Source organism: Kocuria sp. KKT182, assembly GCF_055635395.1.
In genome coordinates, this window is record NZ_CM145757.1 from 984252 (window position 1) to 1004299 (window position 20048).

Genomic DNA, 20048 nt, shown 5'->3' on the forward strand with positions numbered 1-20048 from the left:
ACCGTGAAACCTCAGGAGCGGACGAGCAGAACCCCGCACTCGGGGCACGTGAGCACCTCGTCCGGGGCCGCAGCCCGGAACGTCGCGGCGTCCGTGGGGCTGAGCGCCGTGCCGCAGGACCCGCACGCGGTGCCCCGCAGCTCCGCGGCCGCCGGACGGTCGGTGCCGCGCCCGGTCCGGATCTTCTCGTACCGTGCGAGCAGCCCGGGGTGCCCCACGCCCTCCGCGGCGGCGGGGCGCGTGCGGGCCAGCTCGTCCCGCTCGGCCGTCAGGGCGCGGCCCTCCGCGTCCCGGGCCTCGACCCGGCGCCGGGCCTCCGTGTCGGCCTCCTTGAGCCGCGGCGTGATCCGGGCCCGGTGCGCCACGGCGTCCTCGAGCTCCTGCATGACCTCCAGCTCCGCCTCCTCCGCCTCTGCCAGCTGCCGGGTGCGGGTGTCGATCTCGTGCTGCAGGCCCATGAGGTCCTTGGCGGAGCCGCCCTGCTCGAGGCGCCGGCGGTCCTTCTCGATCGAGGCCTGGACACGGGCGACCTTCTGCTCGGCGGCGGCCAGCCGGTCCCGGACGTCCTGCTCGGCGGCCCCGAGCTCCTTGGCGGTGGCGATCGCCCGGGCCCGGAGCTGCAGCGCGGCGGCGACCTCGGGGTCGGTCTGCAGCTCCGCGATCCGGGCGGCGATCCGGCGCAGCCGGGCGTCCACCCGCTCGAGCTCCAGCAGGGCTCGTTGCTGCTCGGGCGTGGCGGTGCTCATGCGGGTCCTCCTGCGGTCGGTGCGGCGGGGTCGGGGGCGGAACGGTCGTGGCCGGACCGGACGGGGTCGGACCCGTCGTGGCCGGGGTGGTCGAGGCGGAAGTCCCACGGGTCGGAGCACCGCTCGGAGACGTCGACCTGGACGTCGTGGCCGCGCGCCGCGAGCGCCTCCCGCAGCGCGGCGGCGCCCACGGGCAGCCACAGCCACTCGCTCGCGAAGTGGGAGAGGTCCACGAGGTACGGGGTGCCGCCGGCGCCGGGGCCCAGTGCGGCCTCGCGCGCCTCGGACGCCGGGTGGTGGCGCAGGTCCGCGGTCACGTAGACGTCGGCCCCGGAGGACCGCACCGCGTCGAAGAGCGAGTCCCCGGCTCCCCCGCACACGGCGACACGCCGGACGAGGGCGTCGGGGTCCCCGGCCACCCGGACCCCGTGGGCGGTGGGCGGCACGGCGTCGGCCAGGCGCCGGGCCAGCTCCCGCAGGCGCACGGGCCGCGCCAGGTCCCCGACGCGTCCGATGCCCACGGCCGGGTCGGCGGGGTGCGGCGCGAGGGGCGTCGTCGTCGTGAGGCCGGCGGCCCGTGCCACGGCGTCCGAGACGCCGTCCGGGGCGGAGTCCGCGTTGGTGTGGCAGGCGAGCAGGGCGCACCGGTGCTCGATGAGCTCGTGCACCACGGCGCCCTTGAAGCCGTCGGCGGCCACGGACGTCACGCCGCGCAGGAGCAGGGGGTGGTGGGTGACCAGCAGGTCGGCGCCGGCGGACACGGCCTCGGCGACGACCCCGGCCACGGGGTCCACGGCGAACAGGATCCGGCGCACGGGCTGGTCGGGGCGGCCGGTGACGAGCCCGCTGGCGTCCCAGGGCTCCTGCAGGTGCATCGGCCACAGCTGCTCGACGGTCTCGAGCACCTCCGACAGGGTGGGGGCGGGCCGGGGCGGGGACGTGCTCTGCTCGCTCATGCGCCCCAGTCTAGGAGTCCGTTCCGCGCCGGCCGCCGAGGCGGGCGCGGAGACGCCCGGGGCGGGTGCGGGAATGATGCGGGCCGTGCGGTGTTGTACGGGTCATGGCCTACTCCGCGCACGACGACGACGACGCACGCCCCGCCCCCGATCCCCGCCCGGACGCGGCGGAGCCCGCCGCGACCGAGACGTTCGTGCTCGCGGGCGGGTGCTTCTGGTGCCTCGACGCGGTCTACCGGATCACCCGGGGCGTCACCTCCGTGGTCTCCGGCTACACCGGCGGCGACCCCGGGCGTGCCGACTACTACGCGGTGTGCACGGGCACCACCGGCCACGCGGAGGCGGTCGCCGTGACCTTCGACCCGGCGGTGGTGCCGGCGGACGTGATCCTGGACCTGTTCTTCACCGGTCACGACCCGACCACCCTCAACCGGCAGGGCTACGACGTGGGCACCCAGTACCGGTCCGCCATGTTCTGGGCCGACGAGGCCCAGCGGGAGCTGTTCGAGCAGTCGATCCGCCGGACGCAGCCGGCGTGGGACCAGCCGATCGTCACGACGCTGGAGCCGCTGGGCCCGTTCTGGGAGGCGGAGCCCGAGCACCAGGACTTCTACGCCGCGCAGCCCTGGAACGGCTACTGCCAGGTGATCATCAACCCCAAGCTGGCGAAGGTCCGGAAACGTTACTCCGCGTGGCTTACCGCATAGTAGCGCTTGCGGCGCGTGGCTAGGCTGAGCTAGGACCGCGCCGCCGCGGGCCCCCCAGAGCGCCGGCGGCCGCAGCACGACCCGAGCAGCACCCAGATCCGACAGAGAACCGACCACGCAGAAACCGAGGTACGCACATGCCGAAGATCTACAACGACGTCACCGAGATCGTGGGCCGCACCCCGCTCGTCCACCTCAACCGGCTCGACGAGGGCCTGCCCGGCAACGTCGCCGTGAAGCTGGAGTTCTACAACCCGGCGAACTCCGTCAAGGACCGGATCGGCGTGGCCATCATCGACGCCGCCGAGAAGTCCGGCCAGCTGAAGCCGGGCGGCACGATCGTCGAGGGCACCTCCGGGAACACCGGCATCGCGCTGGCCATGGTCGGCGCCGCCCGCGGCTACAAGGTCATCCTGACCATGCCGGAGACCATGTCCACGGAGCGCCGGGTCATGCTCCGCGCCTACGGCGCCCAGATCGTGCTCACCCCGGGCGCGGAGGGCATGCGCGGCGCCGTCGAGAAGGCCCAGGAGATCGTCGACACCACCGACAACGCGGTCCTCGCCAGCCAGTTCGCCAACGAGGCCAACCCGGCCATCCACTACGCGACCACGGGCCCGGAGATCTGGGAGGACACCGACGGCCAGGTCGACGTGTTCATCTCCGGAGTGGGCACCGGCGGCACCATCACGGGTGCGGGCCGCTACCTGCGCGAGCAGAAGCCGGACGTGCGCCTCGTCGTCGTCGAGCCCGCCGACTCGCCCCTGCTCACCGAGGGCAAGGCCGGTCCGCACAAGATCCAGGGCCTCGGCGCGAACTTCATCCCCGACATCCTGGACCGCGAGATCTACGACGACGTCTACGACGTGACGGTCGAGGACTCCGTGCGGGTCGCCCGCGAGCTCGGCACCAAGGAGGGCATCCTCGGCGGGATCTCCTCGGGCGCCATCGTGTGGGCCGCCCTCCAGGAGGCGGCCAAGGAGGAGAACCGGGACAAGCTGATCGTCGCCATCGTGTGCGACTTCGGCGAGCGCTACATCTCCACCCTGCTCTACGAGGACATCCGGGGCTGAGCCGCGCCGCGGACCACGACCCGTCCCCGCCGGGAATAGCGCCGCCTGCCGGTGACGTTGCTCCCGGTGATGGGCGGGTCGTTCCCGTCCGCGCCCCAGCACGTCCCGCCGGTCCCGGCGGGCCAGGACCCCCGCCCCCGGAAGAACAGAGGAAGACCGTGAGTTTTTGGAGCAGACTCGCCGAGGACCTGCAGACGGCTCAGACGCACGACCCGGCCGCGCGGTCCAGGGTGGAGATCGCCCTCAACTACTCGGGTCTGCACGCCATCTGGGTCCACCGCCTGTCCCACCGGCTGTGGCAGCACCCCGACCGGCGGCTGCTGGCCCGCACGGTCTCCCAGCTCGGCCGCTTCCTCACGGGCGTCGAGATCCACCCGGGGGCGACCATCGGGCGCCGCTTCTTCATCGACCACGGCATGGGCGTGGTCATCGGGGAGACCGCGGAGATCGGCGAGGACGTGATGATCTACCACGGGGTGACCCTGGGCGGGCGCTCCCTGGAGAAGGTCAAGCGGCACCCCACCGTGGGCGACCGCGTGGTGATCGGCGCCGGGGCGAAGATCCTGGGCCCCGTGGAGATCGGCGCCGACTCCGCCGTGGGCGCCAACGCCGTGGTGGTCAAGGACGTGCCGGAGGACTCGATCGTGACCGGGATCCCCGGCAAGGTCCGCCCGCGCACCCCCGAGAAGCAGCAGCCCCTCGTGGACCCCTCCAGCTACATCGACCCCGCGATGTGGATCTGACCCTGCCCCGCTGCGACGCCGGCCGGCCGCCCCCGGGACGGGGACGGCCGGCCGGCGTCGTCGTGCGGGGTCCGGGTCAGGAGACGACCTCGGAGCGGTCCCCGCTCCACAGGGTGTGGTAGACACCCTCGGCGTCGTCGGTGCGCCGGTAGGTGTGGGCGCCGAAGAAGTCCCGCAGCCCCTGCGTCAGGGCCGCGTTGAGCCGGGGCCGGCGCAGCGAGTCGTAGTAGTTCAGCGTGGTGGCGAACACCGGCGCGGGGATGCCGCGCTCCACGGCCCGGGCCACGACGCGACGCCAGGACGGCAGGGCCTCCTCGACGGCGGCGACGAACTCCGGGGCGAAGAGCAGGTTCAGCGGCTGCTTGTCCCCCTTGTACGCCTCCATGATGACCTCGAGCAGCTCCGCCCGGATGATGCAGCCCTCCCGCCACAGGCCCGCGATGGTCGCGAGGTCCAGGTCCCAGCCGTACTCCCGGCCGGCCATGGTGAGCATGTCGAGTCCCTGGGCGTAGCTGACCAGCTTCGAGGCGTAGAGGGCCTTGCGCACGTCCTCCACGAACTCGGGGTCGTGCACGACGTCCTCGGTGGTGCCGCCGATGCCGGCGGGCAGCACGCGCTGCGCCTCGAGGCGCATCTCCGGCTCGGCGGAGGACAGCGCCCGGGCGAAGACGGACTCGGCGATCGCGGTGACCGGGGAGCCGAGCTCGAGGGCCTCCTGGACGGTCCAGCGGCCGGTGCCCTTCTGCCCCGCGGCGTCCACGATCACGTCGATGAGGGGCTGGTCCGTGCGGGCGTCGACCTGGCGCAGCACGTGCGCGGTGATCTCGATGAGGTAGGAGGCCAGCTCGGTGCGGTTCCACTGCTCGAAGACGTCGGCCTGCTCGGCCGGCTCGAGCCCGGCGACGGAGCGCAGCAGCTCGTGCGCCTCGCCGATGACCTGCATGTCGGCGTACTCGATGCCGTTGTGCACCATCTTCACGAAGTGGCCGGCGCCGTCCGTGTCGATCCAGGCGCAGCACGGCGTGCCGTCCTCCGCCTTGGCCGCGATGTCCTCGAGGAGGGGGCCGAGGGAGTCGTAGGACTTGCGGGGTCCGCCGGGCATGATGGAGGGCCCGAGCAGGGCGCCCTCCTCACCGCCCGAGACGCCGATGCCCACGAAGTCCAGGCCCTTCTCGGCGAGCTCGCGCTCGCGGCGCCGGGTGTCCTGGAAGTAGGAGTTGCCGCCGTCGATGATGATGTCGTCCTTCTCGAGCAGCGGCACGAGCTGCTCGATGACGGCGTCCACGGGGGCGCCGGCCTTGACCATCACGAGGATGCGGCGGGGGGTCTCGAGGGCGTCCACGAGTTCCTGGAGGGTCTCCGTGCGGAGGAACGTCCCCTCGTCGCCGTGGGCGTCGAGCAGGGCGTCCGTCTTCTCGACGGAGCGGTTGTGGAGGGCGACGGTGTAACCGTGCCGGGCGAAGTTGCGGGCGAGGTTCGCGCCCATGACCGCGAGGCCGGTGACCCCGATCTGAGCTTTCTGTTCTGCTGCCATGCCCCCAGCCTACAAACTCCGGGAGGGCGCTCCGTCCGGTGCGCACTTGTTGCCGCGATCCCCAAGGGAAGGAGGGCCTGGGAGGGCCGACGGCGACATCCGGAAAACGAGCCCCGTCACAATCTCCGTTCGCCCCCGGAGGCTCCTACATTTACATTAGTGCTGGAACACGACGAGCCGGGGGGCCGGGATGGACGCGTGGAAGAGCGCACTGACGGTGGCCGTGGCCGGTGCCGCACTGTGGTCGGGCGCCGGGCTCGCACCTGCGGCGGCCGCCGAGGGCAGTGTCGACCTGGTCCTCGGCACCAAAGTGGTGCTCGATGAGGCGACGATCGCCCAGGTCACCGAGGGGGCGTCGCGGCTGTGCGGGGGCACGGCCTCCAGCTACGCGGCGCGGGCCCGGAAGGCCGATCGCACAGGCAGCATCGTGGTCCTGTGCACCCGGCCCGGGAACAAACAGGTTTACTTCCGCTGACCGCGCTCCGCGCCGGCTCCCGCGGGCGGTGCCGACCAGCTCGTGGTGGGTCCTACCGGGATCGAACCGATGACATCCACGGTGTAAACGTGGCGCTCTACCAGCTGAGCTAAAGACCCTGACAACCGGGTGGGCGGTTTTCGCAACCGCCGGCACCCGGTTCCCGAACAGGCTACCCGCCGGGGCGCATCGGTGCCGACCGGGTGCGGGCCCGGCCCGGCGTGACGTTCGCCATATTCGCGGTCCGCCCTACGGCCGGGCGAGTCGCTGTTCGAGCCCCACCAGGAAGGCGGTCGCGGACGCGTCGACCTTCAGCCGCGCCGCGGCGTCCCCCCGGGTGCGCCCGTGGTTGAGGATCACCACGGGCACGTCGGCGCGCACCGCGTGCCGGACGAAGCGGCGCCCCGAGTTCACGGTCAGGGACGAGCCCACGACCAGCAGGGCGTCGGCGGCGTCCACCATGCGCAGCGCGCGCAGCACCCGGTGCCGGGGCGCGTTCTCCCCGAAGAACACGACGTCGGGCTTCAGGACCCCGCCGCAGACCGGGCAGTCCGGCACCCGGAACCCGGCCGTTCGCGGCACCACCGCGTCGGCGTCCGGGGCGAAGTCGATGTCGTCCGGGGACGAGATCGAGTCGTAGAAGCCGGGGTTGAGCTCGTCGAACAGGTCGGAGAGCACCGCCCGGGGGATGCGGGTGGCGCAGCGCATGCACCCGACCTGCGTGTAGCGCCCGTGCAGGTCCACGACGTTGAGGGACCCCGCGGCCTGGTGCAGGCGGTCGATGTTCTGGGTGACCACGCCCGTGACGGACCCCCACTCCTCGAGCCGGGCCAGGGCCGCGTGCCCGGCGTTGGGCCGGGCCCGCGCCAGGTGGCGCCACCCGTACTGGTTGCGCGCCCAGTAGTGGCTGCGCATGGCGGCGCTGCCCATGAACTCGTCGAAGGTCATGGGGGTGCGGGGAGTGGAGCCGGGGCCGCGGTAGTCCGGGATCCCGGACTCCGTGCTGATGCCCGCGCCCGTCAGGACGGCGGTCCGCCGCCCGCCCAGCAGGGCGGCCGCACCGGCCAGCCCCGCCTCGAGCCCGGCGGCGTCGGGGTCCGGGAACTGGTCGGGGTGCTCGGGGGCGCCGTAGCCGGCGCGGACGGTGGGCATCGCTGCTCGCTGGGGACCGGGCCGGCCGGGCTCAGCCGTGCAGCTTGGTGAGGGCGGTGCGGTAGGCCTCGAGCTCCCGCGGCGTGCCGCGCTCCGACCGGAAGGCGTCGACGACGACGCCCTGCGCGTCCAGCACGAAGGTGGCCCGCTCCGCCAGACCGGCCACCGGGTCGAACACCCCGTAGCGCTGGGCCACCTCCCCGTGGGGCCAGAAGTCGGACAGCAGATCGAAGTCGAAGGACTCCTCCCGCGCGAACGCCCGCAGCGTGTACTTCGAGTCCACGGACACCGCGAGCAGCTTCACCCCGGCGTCGTCGAACACGGAGAGGCTGTCCTGGAGCCGGCACAGCTCGCCGGTGCAGACCCCGGAGAACGCGAACGGGTAGAACACGATCGCCACGGGGCGGCCGCGGAGGGCGCTCAGGGTCACCGGCTCGCCGAACTGGTTCTTGAGGGTGAAGTCCGGGGCGGGCGCGCCGATCTCGAGCATGCGTGGTCTCCTCCGCTGGGGTCCGGGACGCCCGGTCAGACGTTGCGCTTGGGCATGAGCCGGGTCGCGGCCCAGTCCGCGCTGACGCGTGCGGTCGTGGTCACGTGCAGGCCCGCCGTGGGCGCGGCCTCCTGGACCTCCGCGGGCGGCACGTAGCCGTCGCGGCCCGCCTTGGGGGTCAGCACCCACACCACGCCGCCCTCGTCCAGGGTGGTGGTGACGTCCACCAGCGTGTCGACGAGATCACCGTCACCCTCGCGGAACCAGAGGAGCACCGCGTCGACGACCTCCTGGTCGTCCTCGTCCAGCAGGTCCGACCCGATCACTTCCTCGATGCCGTCCCTCAGGTCGAGGTCGACGTCCTCGTCGTATCCGAACTCCTGGATGTAGTCGCCATCCTTGAAACCGAGCTGGACTACCGCGTCACCCGCGGTGGTCTTGGCCTCGCTCACTGTTCTTGCTCCTTCTGGGATCGGGCCGACGAACGACGACCACGCACTGCGTACCGGTGCTGGGCTCCGCCTGCCCGTCGGCGGACCGCGGGGGCACGGTGGCGGGCCGGATACCGGCTTCACCGTCCAGACAACACCGGATCAGGGACTCTTTCAAGCTCCCGCACGGTGAGCGCCTCCGAATCATGGGGGTGACGCGTGGGCTGACACGCCGTGTGACGGCCGGCCCCGGGTGTGGAAGCATGGTCCCCACAGACACCCCGTACGCCCGAGACGGCCCCGGCGGCGCGATCCGCACGACGGGCCCGGTTCCCGGACGTCCGCCCCTTCCGGGTGGCGTTCGGACAGCGGAACGGGCAACGGGTATTTTGAGACTGTCGGACGTCCCGGCCGCGCCCTCGCGCGCGCACCCGCCCGGGATCCGTCGGACAACTCGACGAAGAGAGGTTGAACGTGCCTTCATCCAGCAACCACCACATCCTCAGTGGCTTGACCAACAACCTGAAGGACTCCGACACCGAGGAGACCCGGGAGTGGATCGAGTCCTTCGAGGGCCTGATCGAGACGCAGGGCACGGAACGGGCGCAGTACATCATGCGCGCCCTCCTCCAGCACGCCGGCGCGAAGAGCGTGGGCGTGCCGATGGTCACCACCACGGACTACGTGAACTCGATCCCGGTGGACCAGGAGCCGGAGTTCCCGGGCGACGAGGAGATCGAGCGGCGCTACCGTGCGTTCCTGCGCTGGAACGCCGCCGTGATGGTGCACCGGGCCCAGCGCCCGGAGATCGGCGTGGGCGGTCACATCTCCTCCTACGCCGGTGTGGCGACCCTCTACGAGGTGGGCCTCAACCACTTCTTCCGCGGCCCGGAGCACCCCGGCGGCGGCGACCAGGTCTTCTGGCAGGGCCACTCGGCCCCCGGCAACTACGCGCGCGCCTATCTCGAGGGCCGGCTCACCGAGGAGCAGCTGGACGGGTTCCGGCAGGAGAAGACGAAGGCCCCGAACGGGCTGCCCTCCTACCCGCACCCCCGCTCCATGCCCGACTTCTGGCAGTTCCCGACCGTGTCCATGGGCATCGGGCCGATGAACGCGATCTACCAGGCCCAGTTCAACCGCTACCTGCACAACCGCGGGATCAAGGACACCTCGGAGCAGCACGTGTGGGCGTTCCTGGGCGACGGCGAGATGGACGAGCCGGAGTCGCGCGGCCTGCTGCAGCTGGCCGCCAACGACAAGCTCGACAACCTCACGTTCGTCGTCAACTGCAACCTGCAGCGCCTGGACGGGCCGGTGCGCGGCAACGGCAAGATCGTCCAGGAGCTCGAGGCCTTCTTCCGCGGCGCGGGCTGGAACGTCGTGAAGGTCCTCTGGGGCCGCGAGTGGGACCAGCTGCTCGCCAAGGACGAGGACGGCGAGCTGGTCCGGATCATGAACGAGACCCTCGACGGCGACTTCCAGACCTACAAGGCCGAGTCCGGCGGGTTCATCCGCGACCACTTCTTCGGCAAGTCCCCGGCCACCAAGGAGCTCGTCGCGGACATGACCGACGACGAGATCTGGGAGCTCAAGCGCGGCGCCCACGACTACCAGAAGGTCTACGCCGCCTACAAGGCCGCGACCGAGCACGAGGGCCAGCCGACCGTGGTGCTGGCGCAGGGCGTGAAGGGCTACGGCCTGGGCAGCCACTTCGAGGCGCGCAACGCGACCCACCAGATGAAGAAGCTGACCCTGGAGGACCTCAAGGCCTTCCGCGACCAGCTGCGCATCCCCATCTCGGACGAGGAGCTGGAGAGCGACCTCTACGGCGCGCCCTACTACCACCCCGGCAAGGACTCGCCGGAGGTCAAGTACCTCCTGGAGCGCCGCAAGGAGCTCGGCGGCTTCGTCCCGGACCGCCCGCACGAGCAGCACGAGATCGCGCTGCCCACGGACGCCGCGTACAAGTCCGCGAAGAAGGGCTCGGGCAAGCAGATGGCGGCCACCACCATGGCCTTCGTGCGCATCCTGAAGGACCTCCTGCGGGAGAAGGAGTTCGGCCACCGGATCGTGCCCATCGTCCCCGACGAGGCCCGCACCTTCGGCATGGACTCGTTCTTCCCCACGGCGAAGATCTACAACCCCAACGGGCAGAACTACCTCTCCGTGGACCGCGAGCTGATGCTGGCCTACAAGGAGTCCCCGCAGGGCCAGATCCTGCACGCGGGGATCAACGAGGCCGGCTCCGTCGCGGCGTTCACCGCCGCGGGCACCGCCTACGCCACCCACGGCGAGCCGATGGTGCCGGTCTACATCTTCTACTCGATGTTCGGCTTCCAGCGCACCGGCGACTCCTTCTGGGCCGCCGCCGACCAGATGACCCGCGGGTTCATCATCGGGGCCACCGCCGGGCGCACCACGCTCACCGGCGAGGGCCTCCAGCACGCCGACGGCCACTCGCCGCTGCTGGCCGCGACCAACCCGGCGGTCATCCACTACGACCCCGCGTACGGCTACGAGATCGCCCACATCGTCCGGCGCGGCCTCGAGCACATGTACGGCACGGGCGACGAGGACCACAACGTCATGTACTACGTGACGGTCTACAACGAGCCGTACCAGCAGCCGGCCGAGCCGGAGGACGTCGACGTCGAGGGCATCCTCAAGGGCATCTACCTGCTCAAGCCCGCCGAGAACGAGGGGCCCCGGGCGCAGCTGCTCGCCTCCGGCGTGGCCGTGCCGTGGGCGCTCGAGGCGCAGAAGCTGCTCGCCGAGGACTGGGGGGTCTCCGCCGACGTGTGGTCGGTGACCTCGTGGGTCGAGCTGCGCCGCGACGGCGTGGCCGCCGAGAAGGAGGCGTTCCTCAACCCCGGCGACGGGACGCGGACCCCGTTCGTGGCCCAGCAGCTGGCCGGGGCCACGGGCCCGGTCGTGGCCGTCTCGGACTTCAGCGCGGACCTGCCGGACAAGATCCGCCAGTTCGTCCCGAACGAGTTCGCGTCCCTGGGCGCCGACAGCTTCGGCTTCTCGGACACCCGCGCCGGCGCCCGCCGGTTCTTCAAGATCGACTCCCACTCCATGGTGGTCCGCGCCCTGGAGATGCTCGCCAAGCGCGGCGAGGTCGACTGGCGCGCTCCCGGCGAGGCGATCGAGAAGTACTCGCTCAAGGACGTCACCGCCGGCACCTCCGGCAACGCCGGCGGCGACGCCTGAGCCGAGCCCTCCGGTGCACCACGGCGCCCCGGGTCCGGGGCGGCGATCCGGTGCTCTAAGCTCGGAGGCATGGCTGGACAGGACGGGAACACCACGACGCGCTGGCTGCGCCCCTCGCGCAGACGGTCCACCGACCGGCACCGTCCCGTCGCCCCGCCCCACCCCAGGACGCTCGAGAACCTCAAGGCCAACCTGGGCGCGATCTCCACGGTCGCGACCCGCCGGCTCGAGACGGACCTCGGCTGGTTCGAGGAGCTGCGCGCCGACGAGCGCTCCGAGCTGGGCCTCGTGGCCCAGCGGGGCATCTCCTCGTTCGTGCGCTGGTACGAGGACCCGGAGGAGCCCCTGTGGGTGCTCACCCAGGTCTTCCGGGGCGCCCCCACGGACCTGACCCGCTCCATCTCCCTCCAGCACGCCCTGCAGCTGCTGCGGATCGTCGTGGACGTCGTGGAGGAGAAGGTCCCGGAGCTCGCCAAGCACCACGACGAGGCCGCGCTGCGGGAGGCCGTGCTGCGCTACTCGCGGGAGATCGCCTTCGCCGCCGCGGACGTGTACGCCCGCGCCGCCGAGAACCGCGGGTCGTGGGACGCCCGGCTGGAGTCCCTCGTGGTCGACGGGATCCTCCGGGGGGAGCACTCCGACGCGCTGCGCTCCCGCGTCGCGGCCCTGGGCTGGACCTCGACGGGCCCGGTCACCGTGCTCACGGGCTCCGCGCCCGAGGGCGCCGGCCCGTCCACCGTGGCCCGGCTGCGCAGGCTCGCCGGCCGCCACGCGCAGGACTCTCTCGTCTCCATCCAGGGCGACCGGCTCGTGCTCATCCTCGGAGGGCTGTCCGACCGGGACCTCGCCCTCGAGAAGCTCGCCGCCGCGTTCGGGCCGGGACCGGTGGCCTACGGCCCGGAGTCCCCCACGGTCTTCGCGGCGGGACGCTCCGCCCGGCTCGCCCACGCCGCCCTGTCCGTGGCGCCGGCCTGGCCCGCGGCGCCCCGCCCGGTGCACTCCGAGGACCTGTGGCCGGAGCGGGCCATGGCCGGGGACGAGAGCGCGCGCACGGCGATGATCGAGTCGGTCTACCGCCCGCTGACGCGCTCCGCGACCGGGCTCGTGGAGACCCTGTCCGCCTACGTCTCCGTCGGCCACTCCCTCGAGGCCACCGCCCGGGAGCTGTTCGTGCACGCCAACACGGTGCGCTACCGGCTGCGCCGGATCAGCGACCTCACCGGCTGGGACCCCCTGGTCCCCCGCGACGCGTTCGTGCTGCACTGCGCCCTCGTGGCGGGCCGGCTCGCGGACTCGTGCGCCCCCATCGACACCTCCACCCCCGCCGTGGGACCGGTCTTGTAGCATCCCTACAAACACCGCCGCCGGGCTTGGTGGCCTCCGGGCCACCGCGCGGGGGCCCATCCTTGCGAAGCTGTAGCGGTGATCGCGATCGTCTGCCCCGGACAGGGCTCCCAGAAACCCGGCTTCCTCACCGAATGGCTCGCCCTCGACGGCGTCCGCGCCCACCTCGAGGAGCTGGGCGAGGCCGCAGGACTCGACCTCGTGCACTACGGCACCGAGGCCGACGAGGACACCATCAAGGACACCGCGGTGGCCCAGCCCCTCATCGTGGCCGCCGGCCTCGTCGCGGGCCGGCTTCTCGGCGACCGGATCGGCCCCGGCCGGGACGACCTGGTCTTCGCGGGGCACTCGGTGGGTGAGATCACCGCCTCCGCCCTGGCCGGCGCCCTCACCGAGGCCGACGCCATGGCCTTCGTGCGCACCCGGGCCAACGCCATGGCCCGGGCGGCCGCCGCCGTCCCCACCGGCATGAGCGCCGTGCTCGGCGGCAAGGAGGACGAGGTCCTCGCCGCCATCGAGGCCGCGGGCCTGACGCCCGCCAACGCCAACGGGGGCGGGCAGACCGTGGCCGCCGGCACCCTCGAGCAGCTGGCCGCCCTCGCCGCGGCCCCGCCGGCCCGCGCCCGGGTGATCCCCCTCAAGGTGGCCGGCGCCTTCCACACCGAGCACATGGCCCCGGCCCTGGAGCCCCTGCACGAGCTGGTCCCCCGGCTCTCGCCCGCCGACCCCGTGCACCCGCTGCTCTCCAACGCCGACGGCGAGCCCGTGAGCGGCGGCGCCGCGAACCTCGAGTCGCTCGTGGCCCAGGTCTGCCGGCCCGTGCGCTGGGACCTGTGCACGCGGACCCTCCTGGAGCGCGGCGTCGAGCAGCTCGTCGAGCTCCCGCCGGCGGGCACCCTCGTCGGCCTGGCCAAGCGGGGCATGAAGGGCGTCCCGGCCCTGGCCGTGAACTCCGCGGCGGAGCTGGAGCAGGCCAGGAGTATTCTTGACTGACGTCCGCGCGCGCACCGCGTGCGCCGCCCGTCCCGAGGCCGGAGCAGCCGTTCCGCCCCGCCCAGCCGGCCCGTCCGTCCCGCCCGGCCGCACGAAGGAGCAACGACCCCTGTGGTGACCCTGAAGCAGCAACAGACCAACGCGCACTCCCGGATCCTCGGCCTGGGCGTCTACCGCCCGGACGTGGTGGTGACCAACGACGACGTCTGCCAGTGGATCGAGTCCTCGGACGAGTGGATCCAGCAGCGCACCGGCATCAGGACCCGGCACCGCGCCGCCGAGGACGTGAGCGTCCTCGACATGTCCGAGCACGCCGCCCGCGAGGCGCTGGCCGCGGCCGGCATCGAGGCCTCGCAGCTCGGGGCGGTCATCGTCTCCACGATCTCCTTCCCCTACCTCACGCCGTCCGCCGCCGCGGCCCTGGCGGACCGCCTGGGCGCCACCCCGGCACCGGCCTTCGACATCTCGGCGGCCTGCGCCGGGTACTGCTACGGCGTCGCCCAGGCCGACGCGCTCGTCCGCTCGGGCGCGGCCGACTACGTGCTGGTCATCGGCGTGGAGAAGCTCTCCGACGTCATCGACAACAGCGAGCGCTCCATCTCCTTCCTGCTCGGCGACGGCGCGGGCGCCGTGGTCATCGGCCCCTCCGACACCCCCGGCATCGGCCCGTCCGTGTGGGGCTCCGACGGCTCCAAGTGGGACGCCATCCGGATGACCCACCCGCTCACCGACATCCGGGCGGTGGAGCAGGGGCGCGAGCGGGCCCAGTCCCCCGACCTCCTCGACCCGGAGACCGGCGCGGTGCGCGAGGACGCCACCCTCTGGCCGACCCTGCGCCAGGACGGGCAGACGGTCTTCCGCTGGGCCTCGTGGGAGGTCGCCAAGCGCGCGCAGGAGGCCATGGACGTGGCCGGGGTGCGGCCCGAGGACCTGAGCGCCTTCATCCCCCACCAGGCGAACATGCGGATCATCGACCAGATGGCCAAGACGCTCAAGCTCCCCGAGTCCGTGGTCATCGCCCGGGACATCGCCGACTCCGGCAACACGTCCGCCGCGTCCGTGCCCCTCGCCACGCACCGCCTGCTCGCCGAGCACCCGGAGCTGTCCGGGAAGCTGGCGCTGCAGATCGGCTTCGGCGCCGGCCTCGTCTACGGGGCGCAGGTCGTCGTCCTCCCCTGACCGCCGCCGGCACGCGGACCGGGCCCCCGGGGTCCTGCTCACGTGTCGGTGCCGCCGCGGGGCCCTGCGAGTCGTCGTAGGGTTGAACCGCACACCCGATGTCCCCCGGTCCGGGCCCACGGCCCGACCGGGACAGATGCACCCGGCACCTGCCCGGGGCGCACGTCACCACCGGCTGCTCCGGCAGCCGCAGAGAAAGGAAGCCACCATGGCGAGCAAAGAGGAAATCCTGACCGGCCTGGCCGAGATCGTCAACGAGGAGACCGGCCTCGAGACCGAGGCCGTCCAGCTGGACAAGTCCTTCACCGAGGACCTCGACATCGACTCCATCTCGATGATGACCATCGTGGTCAACGCCGAGGAGAAGTTCGACGTGACCATCCCCGACGAAGAGGTCAAGAACCTCAAGACCGTCGAGGACGCCGTCAACTTCATCGACAACGCCCAGGCCTGATCCGGCCGGTCGGTGCGGGGCGCGGCGGACCGCAGGATCCGCCGCGCCGCACCGACCCGCGACCGGGCGGGCCGCCCGCCGCATCACCCCAGGACACGAGGAAGTGCAGTCATGACCCGCAAAGTAGTCGTCACCGGTCTCGGTGCCACCACCCCGATCGGTGGCACCGTCCCCGAGCTGTGGCGCAGCGCCACCACGGGCGTCTCCGGTGTCAGAGCCATCGAGCACGACTGGGTGGACACCTACGATCTGGGCGTGCGGATCGCCGCGCCCGTCTCGACCCCCGCCAGCGAGGTGCTCTCCCGGGTCGAGGCCAAGCGTCTGGACCCCTCCGGGCAGCTGTCCGTCATCGCCGCCCGCGAGGCGTGGGCCGACGCCGGCTTCTCCGGCAACAACGCAGAGACCTCCGAGGAGGTCGACCCGGACCGCTTCGCCGTGGCCTTCGGCACCGGCATCGGCGGGGTCTGGACCCTGCTGGACGCCTACGACACCCTCCAGAAGCGCGGCGCCCGGCGCGTCATGCCCCTCACCGTCCCCATGCTGATGCCCAACGGCAACGCGGCGGCCGTGGGCATGGACCTCAAGGCCCGGGCCGCGTCCATCACGCCCGTCTCCGCGTGCGCCTCCGGCACGGAGGCCTTCTACCAGGGCATGAACCTCATCCGCTCCGGCAAGGCGGACCTCGTGGTGGTGGGCGGCGCCGAGTCCGCGATCCACCCCGTGACCATCGCGGCGTTCGCCTCCATGCAGGCGCTGTCGAAGCGCAACGACGAGCCGGAGCGCGCCTCCCGCCCCTACGACACGGCCCGCGACGGGTTCGTGATGGGCGAGGGCGCCGGCGCCGTGGTCCTCGAGTCGGAGGAGCACGCCCGCGCCCGCGGCGCACGGATCTACGCCGAGCTCGCCGGCGCCGGCCTCACCTCGGACGCCTACCACATCACCGCGCCCGACGAGGAGGGCCGCGGGGCGGCCCGCGCCCTCGCGGAGGCCATGGAGACCGGGGAGTTCGGTCCGGCCGACGTCAAGCACGTCAACGCCCACGCGACGTCCACGCCCAAGGGCGACGCCCCCGAGGCCGGCGCCCTGCGCCGGGCGTTCGGCTCGGCGGTGGACGACATGTGCGTCTCGGCGACCAAGTCGATGACGGGCCACATCCTCGGCGGCTCGGGCGCCGTCGAGGCCGTGCTCACCGTGCTGGCCGTCCACCACCGCACCGCGCCCTGCACCATCAACCTGGAGAACCAGGACCCGGAGATCGACCTCGACGTCGTCACCGACGCCCGCGACCTTCCCTCCGGGGACTTCGTGGCCGTGTCCAACTCCTTCGGCTTCGGCGGCCACAACGCGGTCGCCGCGTTCCGCACCGTCTGAGCGCACGCCCGCCGCGCCCGCGCCGTCGGGCGCAGCCCGTCCGGGCGCGGACCGTTCGGACGCACGGAAGAGGGCCGTCCCGCTGATCGCGGGACGGCCCTCTTGCGCGCTGCGGGCCCGTGCCCCCGGAGGCGGGGCGGGGCCGCGGGGGCTCAGCCGACGCGGTGCAGCCAGCGCACCGGGGCGCCCTCCGCGGCGTGCCGGAAGGGCTCGAGCTCCTCGTCCCAGGCCTCCCCCAGGGCGAGGGAGAGCTCGTTGATGACGAGCAGCGGGTTGCCGGCCGCCGTCTCGTAGGCGTAGCGGATCCGGTCCTCGGAGACCATGATGTTGCCGGCGGCGTCCGTGGTCGCGTGGAAGATCCCGAGGTCGGGGGTGAAGGACCAGCGGGCGCCGTCGTGGCCGCGGCACGGGTTCTCGGTGACCTCGAACCGGAGGCGGCCCATCGTGCGCAGCGCCGAGGCGAGGAGGGCGCCGGTCCCCGCGGGTCCGGACCACTCCAGCTCGGCGCGCACGGAACCGGGCTCGGCGTTCTGCTGGGTCCACTCGAGCTCCGTGCGCTGGCGCGCGACCGACTCCAGCGCCCACTGGATGTGCGGGCACAGCGCTCGCGGAGCCGAGTGCACGTAGAGCACTCCGCGCGTGGTGGGTGCAGACATGACCTGTTCCTCCGTCGTGTAGGTACGTCTTCCCCAACGCCCTGCACGGAAGCGGTCCCACCCGTCGGGCCGCGGCGAGCGTGCCGCGACCGGACGATGCTGTTGTCCGGGCTCGCGTCCCGCCGCGGGGATTCGAGGCCCGCGCGGCGTCCGGTCGCCCGGGTGCCGCACCCGTCGTTCCGGCCGGCTCCGAGCGTGTTGCCGTGTCCGGGACGTCGAGTACAATACGCCACTCATTCAACTGCAAACATTCCACGGGCGTCAACCCGGGACGCCGTGTTGCTCCGCGATCCTCCGCCCCGGCGCACCTCAGGCCCGGGGGTGGGCCTGACGGTAGACGGTTCCCAGGCGGTCCACGGAGACGTGCGTGTAGATCTGGGTGGTCGCCACGGAGGCGTGCCCCAGCAGCTCCTGCACCGTGCGCAGGTCGGCGCCGCCGTCCACGAGGTGCGTGGCCGCCGAGTGGCGCAGGGCGTGCGGACCCCGGGCGGCGGTGTCGGGGACGGTGCCGAGCTCCCGCTCCACGACGCGCCGGACCTGTCGGGCGTCGATCCGGCCGCCCCGGGACCCGAGGAACAGCGCCGGCCCGCTGCCCGCCGCGGCCAGCACGGGCCGGCGGGCCAGCCAGAGCTGCAGCGCGTCGTCGGCGGGGCGGCCGAAGGGCACCGTGCGCTGCTTGTCGCCCTTGCCGATCACCGTGAGGACGCGGCGGGAGCGGTCGACGTCGTCGACGTCGGCACCCGTGAGCTCGCCCACCCGCGCACCGGTGGCGTAGAGCAGCTCGAGGAGGGCGCGGTCCCGGGCGACGAGCGCGCCCTCCACCCCCGCGGTCCCGGGCTCGGTGGAGCGGGCCGCGAGATCGTCCAGCAGCTCGCGCATCCCGTCGGCGGGCACGACGTCCGGGAGGTGGCGCCGGCGGCGCGGGGCGACGAGCCGCAGACTGGGGTCGGCGCCCACCAGGCCGGTGCCGGCGGCCCAGCCGAAGAAACCGCGGACCGACGCCGTCCAGCGGGCCATGGACGAGCGGCCCGCCCCCTCGGCGTGCCGGGCGGCCAGCCAGGCCCGGAGCATCTCCAGGTCCACGGCGGCCGGCGCGGCGACCCCGTACCGGGCGTGCAGCCAGGTGAAGAGGGCACGGAGGTCGCCCGTGTAGGCGTCCACGGTGCGGGGGCTGCGCGCCAGCTCGTGCACCAGGTGGTCCGTGTACCGCTCCAGGGCCCGGACCACGGCCGTGGGCAGCGGGGCGGCGTCGGAGGTCATGCGGCGATTCTAGCGGCGGCGCCACCCCTCCCCCGCCCCCTCCGCCAGGCCGCGCTCCTCGAGCCGGCGCAGCCCGCCCAGCACCTCGCGGACGGACAGGCCGGCGACGCGGGACAGGTGGTCCGGGCGGCTGCGCACCCTCAGGGGCAGCGCGTCGAGGAGCACGCGGTCCCGGTCCGAGAGCCCGTCGACGACGGAGGCCGGGGCGGGGCGGTCGGGCGCCGGCGCCGTCCCGAGGGGCTGGACGAGCTCGAGCACCTCGTCGACGTCCGTGACCAGGACGGCGGTGCCCTCCCGCACCAGCCGGTGGCAGCCGGCGGAGGTGCCGGCGTGGACGCTGCCGGGCACCGCGCCCACCGGGCGGCTGAGCCCGTCCGCGTGGTGGGCCGTGTTCTGAGCCCCGGACCGCCACCGGGCCTCGACCACCACCGTGCCGGCGGAGAGGGCTGCGATGATCCGGTTGCGCTGGAGGAAGCGGTAGCGGCTGGGCGTGCACCCGGGGGCGGCCTCGGCCAGCAGCAGCCCGGCGGCCTCGACCCGGTGGAGCAGCTCGTGGTTGCCCGGAGGATAGAGGCGGTCGATCCCGCACGCCATGACCGACACCGTGGGCGGGTGCGCGGTGCCGGTGGCCAGCGCGGCCGAGTGGGCGGCCTGGTCGATGCCGTGGGCACCGCCGGAGACCACCGTCCAGCCGCGGGCGGCCAGGGCGCCGGCGATGTCCAGGGCGACCTGCCGGCCGTAGGTCGAGCAGTCCCGGGAGCCGACGACGGCGACGGAGCGGGCGGCGGGGAAGCCGAGGAGCCGCCGGTCGCCGCGGCCCCACAGGCCCACCGGCTGGAACAGGCCCAGGTCGGCCAGCGCCGCCGGCCAGTCGGGGTCCTCGGGGATCGCGAACCACGCTCCCGCCCGGGCGGCGATCCCCAGGTCGGCGGAGGGGTCGAGGTCCGCCGCCCGGGGCGCCCAGCGGGCCAGGGCGCGCCGGAGGTCGACCTGCCGGGGACCGTACCCGGCCTCGGCGGCCGCCCGCACGAACACCGGGTGCTCCCCGGCGCCGATGGGGCGCGTCCCCGTGGCGATCTCGAGCGCGGCGACCGGTCCGAGCGCCGCCAGCAGCAGCATGGCGGTGGCGTCGGTCGGCTCCACGAGCCGGGACAGCCCGGCGCGGGCCAGCAGCAGCGGGTCGTGGCCGGAGCGTGTGCCGGGCGGGGCGGAGTGCATGGCGGGCCTTCCTGTCGCGGACGGGTCGGACTAGACGGAATGGGTCGGACCGG

19 protein-coding genes and 1 tRNA gene are annotated in these 20048 nt (G+C 73.3%); 10 read left to right on the plus strand and 10 right to left on the minus strand.

The window, feature by feature from the left end; translation table 11 throughout:
* Nucleotides 1-11: 11 nt before the first annotated feature.
* Nucleotides 12-746 (minus strand): zinc ribbon domain-containing protein, encoded by a 735-nt coding sequence (locus ACZ2G1_RS04490; RefSeq protein WP_095650532.1) that lies wholly within the window; start codon nucleotides 744-746, stop codon nucleotides 12-14.
* Nucleotides 743-1702: a Nif3-like dinuclear metal center hexameric protein gene (locus tag ACZ2G1_RS04495; protein WP_126350220.1), complete on the minus strand. Its 960-nt coding sequence runs from the start codon at nucleotides 1700-1702 to the stop codon at nucleotides 743-745. The genes ACZ2G1_RS04490 and ACZ2G1_RS04495 overlap by 4 nt, the downstream gene beginning before the upstream one ends.
* A gap of 104 nt (nucleotides 1703-1806) precedes the next feature.
* Between ACZ2G1_RS04495 and msrA the strand changes: the two genes are divergently transcribed.
* From msrA to epsC, 3 genes are all read left to right on the plus strand, one after another.
* Nucleotides 1807-2409: a peptide-methionine (S)-S-oxide reductase MsrA gene (gene msrA / locus ACZ2G1_RS04500; protein WP_232035287.1), complete on the plus strand. Its 603-nt coding sequence runs from the start codon at nucleotides 1807-1809 to the stop codon at nucleotides 2407-2409.
* A gap of 137 nt (nucleotides 2410-2546) precedes the next feature.
* Entirely contained in the window at nucleotides 2547-3482 is a 936-nt protein-coding gene (gene cysK / locus ACZ2G1_RS04505) for a cysteine synthase A (RefSeq protein ID WP_017833731.1), read from the plus strand.
* A 158-nt stretch (nucleotides 3483-3640) separates the two neighbouring features.
* Nucleotides 3641-4225 carry a serine O-acetyltransferase EpsC gene (gene epsC / locus ACZ2G1_RS04510; protein ID WP_470377524.1) on the plus strand — a complete coding sequence of 195 codons (585 nt, stop codon included), beginning with the start codon at nucleotides 3641-3643 and terminating at the stop codon, nucleotides 4223-4225.
* Nucleotides 4226-4301: 76 nt separating this feature from the next.
* On the opposite strand, the gene gndA is transcribed toward epsC, so the two are convergent.
* Nucleotides 4302-5759 (minus strand): NADP-dependent phosphogluconate dehydrogenase, encoded by a 1458-nt coding sequence (gndA, locus tag ACZ2G1_RS04515; RefSeq protein ID WP_470377525.1) that lies wholly within the window; start codon nucleotides 5757-5759, stop codon nucleotides 4302-4304.
* A 190-nt stretch (nucleotides 5760-5949) separates the two neighbouring features.
* Here gndA and ACZ2G1_RS04520 point away from each other — a divergent pair, with 190 nt between their 5' ends.
* Nucleotides 5950-6234, plus strand: coding sequence for a hypothetical protein (locus tag ACZ2G1_RS04520; protein WP_017833734.1), 285 nt, complete (start codon nucleotides 5950-5952; stop codon nucleotides 6232-6234).
* A gap of 43 nt (nucleotides 6235-6277) precedes the next feature.
* Here ACZ2G1_RS04520 and ACZ2G1_RS04525 read toward each other — a convergent pair.
* The 4 genes from ACZ2G1_RS04525 to ACZ2G1_RS04540 all read right to left on the minus strand — a co-directional run bounded on the left by ACZ2G1_RS04525 (nucleotide 6278) and on the right by ACZ2G1_RS04540 (nucleotide 8328).
* Nucleotides 6278-6353, minus strand: a tRNA-Val gene (locus ACZ2G1_RS04525).
* 130 nt (nucleotides 6354-6483) lie between these two features.
* Complete coding sequence (locus tag ACZ2G1_RS04530) at nucleotides 6484-7386, minus strand: NAD-dependent protein deacetylase (protein ID WP_470377526.1); 903 nt, start codon at nucleotides 7384-7386, stop codon at nucleotides 6484-6486.
* 31 nt (nucleotides 7387-7417) lie between these two features.
* A complete protein-coding gene (locus tag ACZ2G1_RS04535; RefSeq protein WP_017833736.1) occupies nucleotides 7418-7876 on the minus strand; it encodes a peroxiredoxin in 459 nt (152 codons plus the stop codon).
* Nucleotides 7877-7911: 35 nt separating this feature from the next.
* Nucleotides 7912-8328, minus strand: a complete 417-nt coding sequence (locus tag ACZ2G1_RS04540) for a DUF3052 domain-containing protein (protein WP_017833737.1) — start codon at nucleotides 8326-8328, stop codon at nucleotides 7912-7914.
* Nucleotides 8329-8781: 453 nt separating this feature from the next.
* Between ACZ2G1_RS04540 and aceE the strand changes: the two genes are divergently transcribed.
* From aceE to ACZ2G1_RS04570, 6 genes are all read left to right on the plus strand, one after another.
* Nucleotides 8782-11520 carry a pyruvate dehydrogenase (acetyl-transferring), homodimeric type gene (gene aceE / locus ACZ2G1_RS04545; RefSeq protein WP_115162788.1) on the plus strand — a complete coding sequence of 913 codons (2739 nt, stop codon included), beginning with the start codon at nucleotides 8782-8784 and terminating at the stop codon, nucleotides 11518-11520.
* 69 nt (nucleotides 11521-11589) lie between these two features.
* Nucleotides 11590-12864 (plus strand): PucR family transcriptional regulator, encoded by a 1275-nt coding sequence (locus tag ACZ2G1_RS04550; protein WP_470377527.1) that lies wholly within the window; start codon nucleotides 11590-11592, stop codon nucleotides 12862-12864.
* A 78-nt stretch (nucleotides 12865-12942) separates the two neighbouring features.
* Nucleotides 12943-13857, plus strand: coding sequence for an ACP S-malonyltransferase (locus tag ACZ2G1_RS04555; RefSeq protein ID WP_095650538.1), 915 nt, complete (start codon nucleotides 12943-12945; stop codon nucleotides 13855-13857).
* A 111-nt stretch (nucleotides 13858-13968) separates the two neighbouring features.
* The gene (locus ACZ2G1_RS04560; protein ID WP_109222449.1) at nucleotides 13969-15036 is read left to right on the plus strand and encodes a beta-ketoacyl-ACP synthase III; all 1068 of its coding nucleotides are present in this window, start codon (nucleotides 13969-13971) and stop codon (nucleotides 15034-15036) included.
* Nucleotides 15037-15244: 208 nt separating this feature from the next.
* Complete coding sequence (locus ACZ2G1_RS04565; RefSeq protein ID WP_017833742.1) at nucleotides 15245-15490, plus strand: acyl carrier protein; 246 nt, start codon at nucleotides 15245-15247, stop codon at nucleotides 15488-15490.
* Nucleotides 15491-15601: 111 nt separating this feature from the next.
* On the plus strand, nucleotides 15602-16861 hold the full coding sequence (locus tag ACZ2G1_RS04570) for a beta-ketoacyl-[acyl-carrier-protein] synthase family protein (protein WP_017833743.1): 1260 nt from the start codon (nucleotides 15602-15604) through the stop codon (nucleotides 16859-16861).
* A gap of 152 nt (nucleotides 16862-17013) precedes the next feature.
* Here the strand turns inward: ACZ2G1_RS04570 and ACZ2G1_RS04575 are convergent, their stop codons facing one another.
* The 3 genes from ACZ2G1_RS04575 to dprA form a co-directional block, all read right to left on the minus strand.
* Entirely contained in the window at nucleotides 17014-17517 is a 504-nt protein-coding gene (locus ACZ2G1_RS04575; protein WP_031283140.1) for a DUF3145 domain-containing protein, read from the minus strand.
* A gap of 309 nt (nucleotides 17518-17826) precedes the next feature.
* Complete coding sequence (locus tag ACZ2G1_RS04580) at nucleotides 17827-18777, minus strand: tyrosine recombinase XerC (protein ID WP_017833745.1); 951 nt, start codon at nucleotides 18775-18777, stop codon at nucleotides 17827-17829.
* A gap of 9 nt (nucleotides 18778-18786) precedes the next feature.
* Nucleotides 18787-19995 (minus strand): DNA-processing protein DprA, encoded by a 1209-nt coding sequence (dprA, locus tag ACZ2G1_RS04585; protein ID WP_251355744.1) that lies wholly within the window; start codon nucleotides 19993-19995, stop codon nucleotides 18787-18789.
* Nucleotides 19996-20048 lie beyond the last annotated feature (53 nt).

Excerpts from the sequence above, each read along its gene's own strand:
- ACZ2G1_RS04490 (WP_095650532.1), bottom strand. The coding sequence starts at position 746 with ATGAGCACCGCCACGCCCGAGCAGCAACGAGCCCTGCTGGAGCTCGAG.
- ACZ2G1_RS04495 (WP_126350220.1), bottom strand. The coding sequence starts at position 1,702 with ATGAGCGAGCAGAGCACGTCCCCGCCCCGGCCCGCCCCCACCCTGTCG.
- msrA (WP_232035287.1), top strand. The coding sequence starts at position 1,807 with ATGGCCTACTCCGCGCACGACGACGACGACGCACGCCCCGCCCCCGAT.
- cysK (WP_017833731.1), top strand. The coding sequence starts at position 2,547 with ATGCCGAAGATCTACAACGACGTCACCGAGATCGTGGGCCGCACCCCG.
- gndA (WP_470377525.1), bottom strand. The coding sequence starts at position 5,759 with ATGGCAGCAGAACAGAAAGCTCAGATCGGGGTCACCGGCCTCGCGGTC.
- ACZ2G1_RS04520 (WP_017833734.1), top strand. The coding sequence starts at position 5,950 with ATGGACGCGTGGAAGAGCGCACTGACGGTGGCCGTGGCCGGTGCCGCA.
- ACZ2G1_RS04530 (WP_470377526.1), bottom strand. The coding sequence starts at position 7,386 with ATGCCCACCGTCCGCGCCGGCTACGGCGCCCCCGAGCACCCCGACCAG.
- ACZ2G1_RS04535 (WP_017833736.1), bottom strand. The coding sequence starts at position 7,876 with ATGCTCGAGATCGGCGCGCCCGCCCCGGACTTCACCCTCAAGAACCAG.
- ACZ2G1_RS04550 (WP_470377527.1), top strand. The coding sequence starts at position 11,590 with ATGGCTGGACAGGACGGGAACACCACGACGCGCTGGCTGCGCCCCTCG.
- ACZ2G1_RS04565 (WP_017833742.1), top strand. The coding sequence starts at position 15,245 with ATGGCGAGCAAAGAGGAAATCCTGACCGGCCTGGCCGAGATCGTCAAC.
- ACZ2G1_RS04570 (WP_017833743.1), top strand. The coding sequence starts at position 15,602 with ATGACCCGCAAAGTAGTCGTCACCGGTCTCGGTGCCACCACCCCGATC.
- ACZ2G1_RS04575 (WP_031283140.1), bottom strand. The coding sequence starts at position 17,517 with ATGTCTGCACCCACCACGCGCGGAGTGCTCTACGTGCACTCGGCTCCG.
- ACZ2G1_RS04580 (WP_017833745.1), bottom strand. The coding sequence starts at position 18,777 with ATGACCTCCGACGCCGCCCCGCTGCCCACGGCCGTGGTCCGGGCCCTG.
- dprA (WP_251355744.1), bottom strand. The coding sequence starts at position 19,995 with ATGCACTCCGCCCCGCCCGGCACACGCTCCGGCCACGACCCGCTGCTG.